Raw genomic sequence first — 13,124 nt, forward strand, 5'->3', positions numbered from 1 at the left:
CTCAGCCGGTCAGGTCGACGCGCACGGTCAACAGGTTCGTGCCGAGTGCCCGTACGGCGCTGCTGTTCATCCGGGGCAGTGACCTGAGGCGGGCGCGGGCGTCGTCCTCGGGGAGCGGATGGGCGATGCCTGGGTGCCAGCGCCCGTTGATGCGGACCCGGACCTTCGGGTCGGCCATGATGTTCCGTACGTAGTGGGACTTCTCGCCGAACTCCGAGACGAGCCAGAACGTATCCCCGACACGCCGCCCGCCGAGCGGTGTCCGGCGCGGCAGCCCGGAGCTGCGTCCGGTGGTCTCCAGGAGGGTCTGCCAGGGCAGCCGTTTGACGACCGGGTTGCCGATCCGCCGCTGGAACGTCGTGACGGCCCGGTGCTTGATCTCGTTGTAGCGCGACATGGGGGGCTCTTCCGGTTCGGGTATCAGCGAGCCTATCGGGGCGGCGGGGGTTCGGCCGAGCAGGCCGATCTCCGGGCCGAGGTCACGCCGATGCCGTGCCGTCGTGCCCGGAGCCGATGACGATGGCCTCGCGCATGCCGGAATCGGTAACGGGGTCACGCCTCCCGCTTGGCGTCGATCTCGGCGATCAGCGCCTCGATGCGGGTCCTGATCTCGTCGCGGATCGGGCGGACGGCCTCGACGCCCTTGCCGGCCGGGTCCTCCAGCGCCCAGTCGAGGTACTTCTTGCCCGGGAAGATCGGGCAGGCGTCGCCGCAGCCCATCGTGATGACGTAGTCGGACGCCTGGACGGCCTCGGTGGTCAGGATCTTCGGCTCGGCGTCGGCGATGTCGATGCCGACCTCCTTCATCGCCTCGACCGCGGAGGGGTTGACCTGGTCGCCCGGGACGGAGCCGGCGGAGCGGACCTCGATCCGGTCGCCCGCGAGGTGGGAGAGGAATCCGGCAGCCATCTGCGAACGCCCGGCGTTGTGGACGCAGACGAACAGCACGGAGGAGAGCGGGCTGGAGGACATCGGTTCTTCCTTCGCCAGTGGATCATCAGCCTGGGCTGGTATCAGCCAGGAGTGATGTGAAACTATCAGTCCATGCTGACGTCGGTCGACACCGATCTGTTGCGGGTTCTGGCCGACCCGCTCCGCCTCCGGATCGTCACCCTTCTGGCCAAGGAGACGCTCTGCAGCACCCACCTGATCGAGGAGACGGGGGCGAGACAGACCAACCTCTCCAACCATCTGAAGGTGCTGCGGGAGGCCGGGGTGGTGGACACGGAGCCATGCGGCCGGTTCACCTACTACCGGCTGAAGCCCGACGTCATCGCATCCCTCGCGGGCCAGTTCGCCGACCTGGCGGAGACCGCACGCGCCACCGCCGAGAACAACGTCAAGCGGTCCTGCCCCTGATCCCCGCCCCTGCGGCGCCCCGTAACGAGGAGTCCTGTTGACCGCCACCGAGGCGACCGAGGCCACCGAGCACGTCAGCGCCGGGGAGTCCGCCACAACCCCCGTCGCCGAGCCGCACCTCGCCCCGGGTGCCACCCCGCCCCAGGCTCCCCCGCTGATCGCCAAGGCCGCGGCCGAGCTGGTCGGCACGGCGGCGCTCGTCGCGGTCGTGGTCGGCTCCGGCATCCAGGCCACCGAACTGACCAAGGACGTCGGCCTGCAGTTGCTCGCCAACTCCATGGCCACGGTCTTCGGACTCGGCGTCCTCATCACCCTGCTCGGCCCGGTCTCCGGCGCGCACTTCAACCCGGCCGTCACCCTCGCCGAGTGGTGGACGGCCCGGCGCGGCGGCGCAGGCGTCACCCTGCGCGAGGCGGCCGTGTACGTACCCGCCCAGATCGTCGGCGCTGTCGCGGGAGCGATCCTGGCGGATGCGATGTTCGGCGAGCCGCTGGTGAAGTGGTCCACCCACGACCGCTCCGCCGGGCACCTGCTGCTCGGGGAGGTCGTCGCGACCGCCGGGCTGATCCTGCTGATCTTCGGCCTGGCCCGCACCGACCGCCTGCGCTTCGCGCCCGTTGCGGTCGCCTCGTACATCGGCGCCGCGTACTGGTTCACCTCGTCGACGTCCTTCGCCAACCCGGCGGTGACGATCGGCCGTGCTTTCACCGACTCCTTCGCGGGCATCGCGCCCGGTTCGGTCGCGGGGTTCATCGGTATGCAGCTCGTCGGGGCCGTGGTCGGACTGGCGCTGGTGGCGCTGATCTTCATGCCGGAGCGAACGGCCGAGGAGCAGCCCGCCGCCTGACGCACGCCTCGCGGGTGGTGGTGGTCGGCGGCGGCCGCTCGCCACGCGAGACGGCGCGCGCGATCGGTGCGCGCAGGACCAGCGGCCTCATCCGCTCTCCGTGCGGCCGGCTCAGCTCATGGCGTTGCCGAGCATCTGCCCCATCGCGGCAACCACCGAGGGTTCCACCCGGTAGTAGACCCAGGTGCCGCGCCGCTCGGAGGTGAGCAGCCCGGCCTCCTTGAGCTTCTTCAGGTGGTGGGAGACGGTCGGCTGCGAAACGCCGACATCGGAGATGTCGCACACGCACGCCTCGCCGCCCTCGTGCGAGGCGACCAGCGAGAACAGTCGCAGCCGGACCGGATCGCCCAGCGCTTTGAACATCCGCGCCGTCCGCTCCGCCTCCTCCGCGGTCAGCGGTCGTTCCGTGAGCGGAGGGCAGCACGGCGCCACGCCCCCGGGGGCCTCGGGTTCCAGCAGCGGCAGCACCCTCGTATTCGACATGTATCTATGTTGACATACGTCGAACCAGTGAGCCGATGAACCAGTGAGCGGGAACCCATGAATTAGATGAATGTCTATGTTGACGCTTATCGAAACAGCTGCGACGCTGAGGATGCAAGAGATCGACGGATGTCGAAACAAAGGGGAACCTCGTGGCTGTCTCTCTCAACAGCGTGCCCACCACCGGCCAACTGCCCGTCGTGGTCATCGGAGCCGGCCCCATCGGTCTGGCCGCCGCCGCCCACCTCGTCGAGCGCGGCCTGGAACCCCTGGTCCTGGAAACCGGCCCGGTCGCGGGAAGCGCCGTGCGCGAGTGGTCGCACGTGCGGCTGTTCTCGACCTGGGGCGAGGTCGTCGACCCCGCCGCCGAGAAGCTCCTCGCCCCGACGGGCTGGGTCCGCCCCGACGCCTCGGTCTACCCGACCGGCGGCGACTGGGCCGAGCGCTACCTCCAGCCGCTCGCCGACGCCCTCGGGGGCAAGGTCCGTTACGGCGCCACGGTGACCGGCGTCGCCCGCGCCGGCCGCGACCGCATCGTCGACTCGGGCCGCGCCGAGCAGCCCTTCACGGTGCACGTCCAGTGGGCCGACGGCCGCGAGGAACGGATCACCTCCCGCGCGGTCATCGACGCTTCCGGCACCTGGTCCACCCCCAGCCCCGTCGGGGCGAACGGCCTGCCCGCCCTCGGCGAGAAGACGGCGGCCGGCCGCATCGCCTACCGTGTCCCGGATCTCAACGACCCGTCCGTACGCGCCCGTTACGCGGGCAGGCGGACCGCCGTCGTCGGCTCCGGAGCCTCCGCCTTCACCGCTCTCGCGTACCTCGCCGACCTGGCGAAGGAGGAGGGGAACGGGACGCACGCGGTGTGGATCCTGCGCCGGGGCATCGGCGCGAACACCTACGGCGGCGGCGAAGCCGACCAGCTCCCGGCCCGCGGCGCCCTGGGCCTGCGCGCCAAGGCCGCCGTCGAGGCCGGCCACGCGAGCGCGGTCACGGGATTCCGTACACAGGCTGTGGACCGAGACGGTGACCAGCTCGTCCTCGTGGCGGAGGACGGCCGGCGCCTCGACCCGGTCGACGAGGTCGTCGTCCTGACCGGCTTCCGCCCGGACCTCTCCTTCCTCTCCGAGATCCGCCTCGGTCTCGACGAGCGCCTCCAGGCCCCGACCGCGCTCGCCCCGCTGATCGACCCGAACGTGCACTCCTGCGGCACGGTCTATCCGCACGGCGTGAACGAGCTCTCCCACCCGGAACAGGGCGTGTACCTGGCCGGTATGAAGTCCTACGGCCGCGCGCCCACGTTCCTCGCCATGACCGGCTACGAGCAGGTCCGCTCCATCGCCGCCGCGCTCGCGGGCGACCAGGAGGCAGCCGAGCGCGTCGAACTCACCCTCCCCGAGACCGGGGTCTGCGGCGGCGCGGGCCTGTTCGACGAGCCGGAGAACGCCGGACAGTCCGACGGCGGCTGCTGCGCCGCCCCGGCCACCCTTCAGATCGGCATCAGCGCCCCGGCCACCACGTCCGGCGGCTGCTGAACTCCCCACCCGCACAAGGAGGTTCGCCATGTCGTCCCGTGTACAGCTCGCCCTCCGCGTCCCCGACCTCGCCGCGTCCATCGCCTTCTACACCAAGCTCTTCGGTACCGAGCCCGCCAAACTCCGAGACGGCTACGCGAACTTCGCCATCGCCGAGCCCCCGCTCAAGCTCGTCCTGATCGAAGGCGCCGCAGGCGAGGCAACGCGCATGGACCACCTCGGCGTCGAGGTCGAGAGCACCGAGGCCGTCCACGCCGCCACCACCCGCCTGGGAGAGGCGGGCCTGGCCACGGCCGAGGAGAACGACACCACCTGTTGCTACGCCCTCCAGGACAAGGTCTGGGTCCACGGCCCCGGCCAGGAGCCCTGGGAGGTGTACGTCGTCAAGGCGGACGCCGGCGCCCTGGCCAAACAGCAGGGCAGCACCTGCTGCACCGGCTCAGCCGACGCCGGCCTCGACGCGAAGGAACCGTCCGCCGCGGGCGGCTGCTGCTGATCCGCGGATGACCCGCCTCCACACCAGCGAGGCCGTGACCGGGACGGGGGACCGGTCACGGCCTCGCGCCGCGTACGGCGGCCACGACGTGGGAGAGCCTGGGAGCCGAAACCCAGCCGCGGCCCGACACCCAGGCGATCCTCAACACCACGCTCGTTCGTGCCGGTGCCGCCGCCCATGCCCGGTTCGAGGCCGGGCACTGGGCGACCCGCCCGTCGACCGGCTCACGCCGACGGGTGTTCGTCGCGGTGGGCGACCGTGATGAGGCGTTCGGGGCCAGGAGCGTCGAGTTCGTCGACCACGGCGACGGCCAGGTCCTCGGCGCTGATCCATGACTGCCCGTCGGCGCCGGCGAGCAAGGTGTCGGTGCCGCGCCGATAGCGGCCGGTTCGGTCACCGGGTTCGAGCAGGGCCGGCGGGCTCAGGTAGACCCAGTCGGCACCGGCGTGGGCCTGGCAGGCCCGCAGCTGAGCTATCCCGGCAGCGGCGACCGTCTTCCACTCGGCGGGCACGTACGCGGGGTTGTCGGCGACCAGCAGATCAGGGTCGTCGGGGCTGCGCAAGGCGCCGGCGCCGCCGACCACGAGGACGCGGATCCCGAGCTGTGCGGCGGCGTCAAGCACCGTACGGGTAGCGCCGACCAGGAACTCCTGGTCGACCGGAAGGGTCCGCACGCTCAGCACGACGGCGTCCGCGGCGCGGTGGGAGGCACCGTTCGACGCGCCGTTCGAGCCGGAGCCCGCAAGCGCCTCGCGGACGGCGTACGAGTCGTTCGCATCGACCGCGATCGGTGTCACGTTCGGGTCCTCACTCGCAGGCTTCCGGGACAGGGCGAGCACCTGGTGTCCGCGTGCACGGGCCTCGGTGATCACCCGGCTGCCGACCATCCCGGTGGCGCCGACCACGGCGATCGTCATACCTGACTTCATCGAATTCTCCTGTTCGGGGGGTTGAGCTGGGCGGCGAGCAAGGCGGCCAGGGCGAGGACGAAACCAAGGGTCTGCGGCAGGCTCAGCGACTCGCCCAGCGCGAGGCCGATGACGGTCGCGACCAGCGGGGACAGCAGCACCAGCGGTGCGGACGCACCCACCGGCAGCTTTCCGATCCCGCGGAACCACAGCGTGTACGCGATCAGCCCGCCCATGCTGCCGAGCCACAGGTAGCCGCCGACCGCTCCGGCGTCGATCCGCTGCGGCACCCCCTCGATCGCGAGGGTGAGCGGCAGCAACAGCAGCCCGCCGACCGTCAGTTGCCAGCCGGCCAGGGTCAGTGGACCGACCCCCGCCGGACGGCCCCAGCGCTTGGTGAGGACCACCCCGCCGGCCATGGTGGCCGTATGGCCGAGGCCGGCGAGTACTCCGACGGCGTCCAGCCGGGCCCCCGGACCGAGCACGACGAGTCCGACGCCGATCACACCGATCACGCCCCAGGTCAGTCGCCAGGCCGTCGGCCGGTCGTGGAGCACCGCGACGGCCAGGCCCGCGACCAGCAGGGGCTGGGCGGCGCCGAGGGTGGCGGCGACACCGCCGGGGAGTCGCTCGGCCGCCAGGAACAACAGGGGCATCCCGCCGATGTTGAGCACGCCGAGGACGGCGGCCTTCCACCACCAGTCCCCGCGCGGGAGCACCCGGGTGAGCGCCAGCGCGAGCAGCCCGGCGGGCAGGGCGCGCATCAGCCCGGCGAACAGTGGATGCCCGGGCGGCAGCAGTTCCGTGGTGACGACGTACGTGGTGCCCCAGGACGCGGGAGCGAGTGCGGTCAGCGCGACGGTCGCCGCCCGCTGTGTGGACGAGGTCATGGACGCGGTCATGGACGAGGTCCGTGGCCGGTCCGGTGATCGCTCGGTCGAGGAATGCATGTGAGGAAGTCTCAGCACAGCGCGTCATGAATCCAACACATGCTTGCCATGCCAGCTATGAACAAGAACGATCGCTGTGTGGATCTCCAGCAGATGCGATACGTCGTGGCCGTCGCCGAAACCCGCAACTTCACGCGCGCGGCGGAGCGCTGTTCCGTGGTGCAGTCGTCCCTCAGCCACCGCATCGCGAGCCTGGAACGGGAGCTCGGGGTCAAGCTGTTCGCCCGGTCCAGCCGCCGCGTCGAGCTGACCAGCGCGGGAGCGGCGTTTCTCGTCGGCGCCCGCGAGTGCCTGGCCGCCGCCGACCGTGCCGTGGCCGATGCCGCCGCCGCGACCGGCGTGGTGCGTGGCCGGCTCGCGGTCGGCGTGATCGTGACCACGGCCGCCGTCGACGTACCCGAGCTGCTGCAGCGGTACCGCGCCCGGCACCCGGACGTCCGCGTCGCCCTCCGTTCCGGACGCAGCGACGAACTGGCGGCGGCGATCCGGAACGGCGATCTGGACATCGCGTTCCTCGGCCTGCCGGAGGGCGAACCGCCGTCCGGTGTGGAGACCGTTGTTCTCGATCACGACGAGCACGTACTGGTGGTGCCGGCCGGGCACCGGCTCGCGGGTGCTTCCCGGGTCGCGCTGCACGATATCGCCGGGGAGACGTTCGTGGACTTCGTGGCCGGGACGCCCGCCCGGGCTCAGTCCGACCAGGCGTTCGCCGCCGCGGGACTGGTCCGCGACGTCGCGTACGAGGCCGGCGTCGTCGAGCTGATCACCCGGCTGATCGCGCGCGGGCTCGGCGTCGCGCTGCTGCCGTCGGCGTTCATCCGGCCACTGGCCGCCGACGACCCCGCACTGGCGCTGGTCCCGGTGGCCGACGGACCGCACCGCATCGAGTACCTGGCGTGGAGCCGGTTCAACCCGAGCCCGGCCACCCGGGCGATGCTCGACGTCCTCGGGGTCGGACGGCCATCGACAACGTAGCGATGCTACGGCAGGGGGTAGCGTCGCTAACGTCAGAGTGTTAGCGTTGTTTCTGTCGGGAGCGAAACATCGCTACCCCAGCCGCGACAAGGAGCAACGCCATGAGCGAGCAGACCGGCATCCCCACCTCCACCTCCACCTCCACCTCCACCCCCACCGTCTCCACTGTTAGCAACGCTTCCCCCCGCGTCGCGATCGTCACCGGAGGTTCCCGTGGCATCGGCCGCGAGACCGCCGAGCGCCTGGCCGCCGAGGGGTACGCCGTCGTCGTGAACTACGCGGGCAACGAGGCCGAGGCCGACAAGGCCGTCGCCGCGATCACCGAGACCGGCGGACAGGCCATCGCCTTCCGTGCCGACGTGGCCGACGAGACCGAGGTGGCGGCCCTCTACGACGCCGCCGAGGCCACGTACGGCGGAGTCGACGTCGTCGTGCACGCGGCGGGCGTCATGACCCTGGCCCCGCTCGTCGACCTCGACCTCGACGCCCTCGACCGGATGCACCGCACCAACATCCGCGGCACGTTCGTCGTCGACCAGCAGGCCGCGCGCCGGCTGCGCGCGGGCGGCGCGATCATCAACTTCTCCAGCTCCGTGCTGGCCCTCGCGATCCCCGGCTACAGCGCGTACGCCGCCACCAAGGGCGCCGTCGAGGCCATGACCCTGATCCTGGCCCGCGAGATGCGCGGCCGGGACATCACCGTCAACGCGGTGGCCCCCGGGCCGACCGCCACCGCCCTGTTCCTGGACGGCAAGGACGAGGAGACCATCGCGCGGATGGCCGCCCAGCCGCCGCTGGAGCGCCTTGGCACCCCTGAGGACATCGCCGGGGTCGTCGCCTTCCTCGCGGGACCGGCCGGCCGCTGGGTCAACGGCCAGGTGGTCCGGGCCAACGGCGGGATCGCGTAAGACCCGCGGGGCAGCGCCCGTCCCCTTCTCCCCTTCTCCCCTTCTCCTCTTCTGCCCTTCTCCCCTTCTCCACTTCAAGGAGTTCCGCCATGCCTGTCACGGGCAAGACGATCGTCATCACCGGCGCCGGTTCGGGTTTCGGCGCCCTGGCCGCCCGCGCACTCGCCCGCGCCGGGCACACGGTCTACGCCGCGATGCGCGACACCGCCGGTCGCAACGCGGGCCGGGTCGCCGAGGCCGAGGCGTACGCCGCCGAGCACCAGGTGGATCTGCGTACGGTCGAGCTGGACGTCCTCTCCCAGGAGTCGGCCGACGCCGCCGTCGCCACGATCCTCGCGGAGGCGGGCCGCCTGGACGTCGTCGTCCACAACGCGGGCCACATGGTGACCGGCCCGACCGAGGCCTTCACGCCCGAGGAGCTGGCCGCGGTGTACGACACGAACGTGCTCGGCACCCAGCGAGTCAACCGGGCCGCGCTGCCGCACCTGCGCGCCCAGCGGCACGGCCTCGTCCTGTGGGTCGGCTCCACGTCCAGCAGGGGCGGCACCCCGCCCTACCTGGCGCCGTACTTCGCCGCCAAGGCCGCGATGGACGCGCTCGCCGTGTCGTACGCCGCCGAGCTGGCCCGCTTCGACATCGAGACGACCATCGTGGTGCCGGGCGCCTTCACCTCCGGTACGAATCACTTCGCCACGGGCGGCCACCCCTCCGAGCAGACGGTGATTCCGGCGTACGAGGAGCGCTACGCGGGCCTGATGGACCAGGTCGCCGAGCGCCTGGCCGCCCTCGCGCCGGCCGACGCGGACGTGTCGCTCGTCGCCGACGCGATCGTCGAGGTCGTCGACACCCCGCACGGTGAGCGGCCGTTCCGGGTCCATGTCGACCCCGCGAACGACGGCTCGGAGGAGGTCAGCCGCGTAGCGGACCGCATCCGTGCCGAGTTCCTCACGCGCATCGGCCTCGACGACCTCCTCGCCCCGCACGAGACGGCCGTATGACCAGCCGTATGACCTCGGGTAGCGTCGCTACCGTGAGTACGAAAGCGCGCATTCTCGAAGTGGCGGCCGCCCTGGTCGCGGAATCCCCGAACGGGGATGTCTCGACCCGGGCGGTGTGCGAGGCCGCCGGGGTCGGCGCCCCGGCGCTCTACCGCCACTTCGGGGACAAGGAGGGCCTGCTGTCGGCGGTCGTCGACAGTGGCTGGGAGAAGTACCTGGCGACCAAGCGCGACCGCGCCCCCGGCACGGACCCGGTCCAGGACCTGCGCGAGGGCTGGGACACCCACACCGAGTTCGCCCTCCAGAACCCGAACCTCTACCGCCTCATGAACTCCCCGGCCATGCGCACCCCGCCCGCCGCGGCCCTGGAATCCCACCAGATCCTCACGTACGACCTCCAACGGGCCGCCGAACAGGGCAAGTTGCGCCTCGCCCCCGAACTCGCCGCCCAGATCATCATGTCCGCCAACGTCGGCGTCGCGCTGATGCTGGTCTCCCGTCCGGCGACGTTCACCGACAGGACGGTGTCGCGGCGCGTACGGGACGCGGTGCACGCGGCGGTCTTCACACCGGACGTGACCGGCTCCGGCCCCGACCTCGCGACGGCCGACGGTGACGAGGTGGAGGTCCCGGCCACGGCGGCCCGTCTGGGCGCGATGATCCGTACGTCCCCGAGCCCGGCCTTCACGCCCGCCGAAACGGGCCTGCTGACCGAGTGGCTGGACCGGCTCTCCAACACGTCACGGGACTGAGGGATGGGGCACGCCGGGTCGGGTCAGGGGCTGTCGGAGGGAACCTGATGGGACCTGGTCCGGTGACGGCTGCGGAATTCGGCCAGCAGCTCGTCGGTCGCCTCGGCCCCGGCGCTCACGGCGGCGTGGACCTCGCGGAAGTAGTTCTCGTAGCCGGCGGGGGTGTAGAGGCACAGGGCGCGGGCGGGGACCGGGCCCGCATTGCGGAAGCCGTGCGGGGTGCCGCGGGTGGCAGCGAGCAGATGTCCGGGCCCGGCCGTCACCTCGCCGTCTCCTGTGTGGAGCGTCAACTCGCCCTCAAGAACGTAGAAGTACTCGTCGTGTCCGTCGTGCACGTGTGGTCTGGCACCGATGGTGCCCGGGGCGAGGCTGAACTCCTCGAAGGCGAAGTGCCCGCCCGTGTGCTCGCCGGTGAGCCGGAAAAAGTGCGCGACACCGGCGACGTCTATGAGTTCACCGTCCTGGGGACCACGTAGCAGCGCACGGACGGGAGTTCGGGCCTGGTGATCGGTCATGGGCGCATTGTGGCCCAGAGACTGTCCGGGGAGTCATGCGCTGCTGCTGGGCGGCCCGGCGATGATTTCGGGGTATCGCCGCGTACTCAGGCCATAGGCGCGCGCGGGCTTGAGTACGAACGCGGATGCCGCCCCGTCACCGGCCTCCGTAACGTCCGGCTCATGGAGAACACCGCCAGCACCTTGGACACCGCCGACCTCGACGCCGAACCCCGCCGCACCGCCGCCGATTGGGCCGGGCTGACCGTCCTCGCGCTGCTCGTGCTGTTCACCGGAGGCTTGGTCGGGATCTTCGGGCCGCTGGTCGCCATCGCGTGCGACGGCTGCCAGGACGGCGTCCGTACCCCGCAGTTCGGCGACGCGCTGTTCGCCGTCGCGCGGTACGCGGTGCCGTTCGTCACCTTGGGGACGGTCGTCGGCATCTTCGTCCCCAAGGGCGGCGCACGAGTGGGCGGGGTCGGGCTGGGGGTGCTGGTGGTGCTCCTGGTGGCGATGCTGGTCCTCGGCCAGTGAGCGCGGGCCTCGTCAGCTGGGCGGCGGCCTCCCGTACGCGGAGCGGAAGGAGCGGGTGAAGTCCGCGGGACGGCGGAAGCCCCAGCGTGGGGCTATGGCGTGGATGGTGCGGGATCAGGCCACCGAGCCGTCGTCGCTCGCCCTCACGTCCCCAGGAAGATCGGGTTCGTGAACGCCGCCAGCGCCCCAGGCAGGGGACCGGCCGCCACCTCGTGCCGCAACTCGGCCCGTACGTACGCCGCGTACGCAGCCGTCGTACGCCACTCGGCCGTGCCGCCCCCGGACACCGGCAGCGGCGCGCTCGTGAACAGCACCCCCTGATCGGTGACGAAGCGCACCGTGCAGCGGGGTGCGCCACTGACCTCCAGGCGGATCGTGACCGGGGTGTCCGCGTCGACCGCCAACCGCTCCCCGATGCCCGCGTGCTCCCCCTTGGCGCCGGACGCCGTGAAGGTCAGGGAGATCAGCTTCGACTCGGCCACGTACGAGCGGCCCGCGCGGATGCCGTCCTGGATGGCCTCGCGGGTCAGGTCGTCGGCGAGGACGACCGTCTGGGGGGTGCCGACGGGGTCGGGGTCGCGATGGGCGTCGCTGTTGCCCATCGCGGGGATCCAGTCCCGTGAGCCGGTGCGGGCGGAGGCGACCAGCATGTTGTCCCAGTCGGCGAGGGTGACCTCGTCGTCGGGGGTGTACGGGCCGTTCCACACCTCGACGGCGTCCGCCTCCCCGAAGCCGAACTTCCAGCCGCAGCCGACGCAGGTGGCGTGCGGATGGGCGGGGACGACGAGACCTCCGGCGCGGCGGATCTGGCGCGCGTACTTGCCGAAACGGTTGTCGCGGGCCCGGTAGCGCCAGTCGACGAAGGTGCCGGGGTCGGTTCCCAGCGCGACCACATGGCCGTTGCGGGTCGTGACCTCCTCACCGAGCATGATCAGGAGATCGTCGCCCGCCTGGTCCGCCCAATGGGGGTGCGAGGCGTGGGTGTTGTGCTCGGACGTGTTGATGAAGTCCAGGCCCGCGGCACGCGCCAGCGCCGCGATCTCCGCCGGGGTGCGGCGGCCGTCCGAGTACCAGGAGTGCAGATGGCAGTCGCCGCGGTACCAGTCGCGGCCGCGGCCCTTCGCGCGCGACGGCGGGTACACCGGCTTCGGGGTCGCGCCCTGCTCCCCGTACGTGAGGGTGATCGTGATCTCGTACGGCAGTCCCTGCGGCGCCACCGTGTACGGGCCGAGCGCGATGTGCCAGGTGCCGGGGCGGACCGGACCGGGGATATAGCCGGGCGTCGCGTCGTCGCCGCGGAGGAAGAACTCCGTGCGCGCCCCGCCCGACCAGCCGCGGAAGCCCCGGCCGCCCGCCTCCGTGCCGCGCTCGTCGAAGATGCCGATGTCGAGGGCGTTGCCCGCGGTGCCGGCCGGGACGGACGGCTTCTCGTAGGTGTACGCGACCTTGATCTCCCGTACGCCGTGCGGGACTTCGACCGGGAGGTACACGAAGTCCGGCGAACCGATGGGCAGGGTGCCGCGCACCGTCCGGGTCTCCTGGTCGCCGTCGGCCGCGTCGTCGGCCTCGGCACCGCTCGCGAAGGTCACGCTTCCCAACGTAAGCGCGGCGGCCGCGCCCGTCACGAACAGCGCGCGTCTGGCTATGAGGTTTCCCTCGACGTTTCCCGTGACGTTTCCGTGGTCGTCCTCGCACATGCTGCGTCTCCCGGGGTGTCGAGTGAGCATGACAGTGACATGACATATTCGAGGTGCGGGTGGGGCCCGTACAACCCTCGTATCCAGCCGTGAACACAGGTGCACGGGAAGGGAATCGGCACGTGTCGCGCAGAACGACAGCAGGACGACACCTGTTGAGCCTCCATGCCTGGTCGGCGCGGACGCCC

The 13,124-nt window shown here is 71.5% G+C and carries 16 protein-coding genes and 1 pseudogene; 9 read left to right on the top strand and 8 right to left on the bottom strand.

All coding sequences use genetic code 11. The features are described from left to right. Window position 1: 1 nt before the first annotated feature. On the bottom strand, window positions 2-397 hold the full coding sequence (locus OIC96_RS27235) for a nitroreductase/quinone reductase family protein (RefSeq protein ID WP_330305327.1): 396 nt from the start codon (window positions 395-397) through the stop codon (window positions 2-4). A 155-nt stretch (window positions 398-552) separates the two neighbouring features. Next, on the bottom strand, window positions 553-972 hold the full coding sequence (locus OIC96_RS27240; RefSeq protein ID WP_330305326.1) for an arsenate reductase ArsC: 420 nt from the start codon (window positions 970-972) through the stop codon (window positions 553-555). 72 nt (window positions 973-1,044) lie between these two features. On the opposite strand from OIC96_RS27240, the gene OIC96_RS27245 reads away from it, so the two are divergent. Continuing rightward, window positions 1,045-1,359, top strand: a complete 315-nt coding sequence (locus OIC96_RS27245) for an ArsR/SmtB family transcription factor (RefSeq protein ID WP_330305325.1) — start codon at window positions 1,045-1,047, stop codon at window positions 1,357-1,359. Window positions 1,360-1,396: 37 nt separating this feature from the next. Continuing rightward, window positions 1,397-2,206, top strand: coding sequence for an MIP/aquaporin family protein (locus OIC96_RS27250; protein WP_330305324.1), 810 nt, complete (start codon window positions 1,397-1,399; stop codon window positions 2,204-2,206). A 111-nt stretch (window positions 2,207-2,317) separates the two neighbouring features. On the opposite strand, the gene OIC96_RS27255 is transcribed toward OIC96_RS27250, so the two are convergent. Further along, a complete protein-coding gene (locus OIC96_RS27255) occupies window positions 2,318-2,689 on the bottom strand; it encodes an ArsR/SmtB family transcription factor (RefSeq protein ID WP_330305323.1) in 372 nt (123 codons plus the stop codon). Window positions 2,690-2,841: 152 nt separating this feature from the next. Here OIC96_RS27255 and OIC96_RS27260 point away from each other — a divergent pair, with 152 nt between their 5' ends. Both OIC96_RS27260 and OIC96_RS27265 read left to right on the top strand, forming a co-directional pair. Then, on the top strand, window positions 2,842-4,224 hold the full coding sequence (locus tag OIC96_RS27260) for an NAD(P)-binding domain-containing protein (RefSeq protein WP_330305322.1): 1,383 nt from the start codon (window positions 2,842-2,844) through the stop codon (window positions 4,222-4,224). A 28-nt stretch (window positions 4,225-4,252) separates the two neighbouring features. Beyond that, on the top strand, window positions 4,253-4,720 hold the full coding sequence (locus tag OIC96_RS27265; RefSeq protein ID WP_330305321.1) for an ArsI/CadI family heavy metal resistance metalloenzyme: 468 nt from the start codon (window positions 4,253-4,255) through the stop codon (window positions 4,718-4,720). Between the two features lie 224 nt (window positions 4,721-4,944). Here OIC96_RS27265 and OIC96_RS27270 read toward each other — a convergent pair whose 3' ends face one another. Together OIC96_RS27270 and OIC96_RS27275 are read right to left on the bottom strand one after the other, a co-directional pair. Beyond that, on the bottom strand, window positions 4,945-5,649 hold the full coding sequence (locus tag OIC96_RS27270) for an NAD(P)-dependent oxidoreductase (RefSeq protein ID WP_330305320.1): 705 nt from the start codon (window positions 5,647-5,649) through the stop codon (window positions 4,945-4,947). Next, a complete protein-coding gene (locus OIC96_RS27275; protein ID WP_406501737.1) occupies window positions 5,646-6,578 on the bottom strand; it encodes an EamA family transporter in 933 nt (310 codons plus the stop codon). Before OIC96_RS27275 ends, OIC96_RS27270 begins: the two co-directional genes overlap by 4 nt. A 78-nt stretch (window positions 6,579-6,656) precedes the next feature. Between OIC96_RS27275 and OIC96_RS27280 the strand changes: the two genes are divergently transcribed. The 4 genes from OIC96_RS27280 (at window position 6,657) to OIC96_RS27295 (ending at window position 10,211) form a co-directional block, all read left to right on the top strand. Then, window positions 6,657-7,553, top strand: coding sequence for a LysR family transcriptional regulator (locus tag OIC96_RS27280; protein WP_330310158.1), 897 nt, complete (start codon window positions 6,657-6,659; stop codon window positions 7,551-7,553). Between the two features lie 101 nt (window positions 7,554-7,654). Then, the gene (locus tag OIC96_RS27285) at window positions 7,655-8,461 is read left to right on the top strand and encodes an SDR family oxidoreductase (RefSeq protein WP_330305318.1); all 807 of its coding nucleotides are present in this window, start codon (window positions 7,655-7,657) and stop codon (window positions 8,459-8,461) included. Window positions 8,462-8,550: 89 nt separating this feature from the next. Next, entirely contained in the window at window positions 8,551-9,459 is a 909-nt protein-coding gene (locus OIC96_RS27290; protein WP_330305317.1) for an SDR family NAD(P)-dependent oxidoreductase, read from the top strand. 8 nt (window positions 9,460-9,467) lie between these two features. Further along, window positions 9,468-10,211 carry a TetR/AcrR family transcriptional regulator gene (locus tag OIC96_RS27295; RefSeq protein WP_330305316.1) on the top strand — a complete coding sequence of 248 codons (744 nt, stop codon included), beginning with the start codon at window positions 9,468-9,470 and terminating at the stop codon, window positions 10,209-10,211. A 23-nt stretch (window positions 10,212-10,234) separates the two neighbouring features. Here OIC96_RS27295 and OIC96_RS27300 read toward each other — a convergent pair whose 3' ends face one another. Beyond that, a complete protein-coding gene (locus OIC96_RS27300) occupies window positions 10,235-10,726 on the bottom strand; it encodes a cupin domain-containing protein (RefSeq protein ID WP_327429542.1) in 492 nt (163 codons plus the stop codon). Window positions 10,727-10,888: 162 nt separating this feature from the next. Here OIC96_RS27300 and OIC96_RS27305 point away from each other — a divergent pair, with 162 nt between their 5' ends. Next, window positions 10,889-11,239 (top strand): hypothetical protein, encoded by a 351-nt coding sequence (locus OIC96_RS27305; RefSeq protein ID WP_330305315.1) that lies wholly within the window; start codon window positions 10,889-10,891, stop codon window positions 11,237-11,239. Window positions 11,240-11,251: 12 nt separating this feature from the next. Here the strand turns inward: OIC96_RS27305 and OIC96_RS49930 are convergent. Together OIC96_RS49930 and OIC96_RS27310 are read right to left on the bottom strand one after the other, a co-directional pair. Beyond that, window positions 11,252-11,344, bottom strand: a pseudogene (locus tag OIC96_RS49930) (helix-turn-helix transcriptional regulator); the annotation flags it as partial. A 38-nt stretch (window positions 11,345-11,382) separates the two neighbouring features. After that, entirely contained in the window at window positions 11,383-12,936 is a 1,554-nt protein-coding gene (locus OIC96_RS27310) for a CehA/McbA family metallohydrolase (protein ID WP_330305314.1), read from the bottom strand. Window positions 12,937-13,124 lie beyond the last annotated feature (188 nt).

The sequence above is a fragment of the Streptomyces sp. NBC_00775 genome, assembly GCF_036347135.1.
Taxonomy (GTDB): domain Bacteria; phylum Actinomycetota; class Actinomycetes; order Streptomycetales; family Streptomycetaceae; genus Streptomyces; species Streptomyces lutosisoli.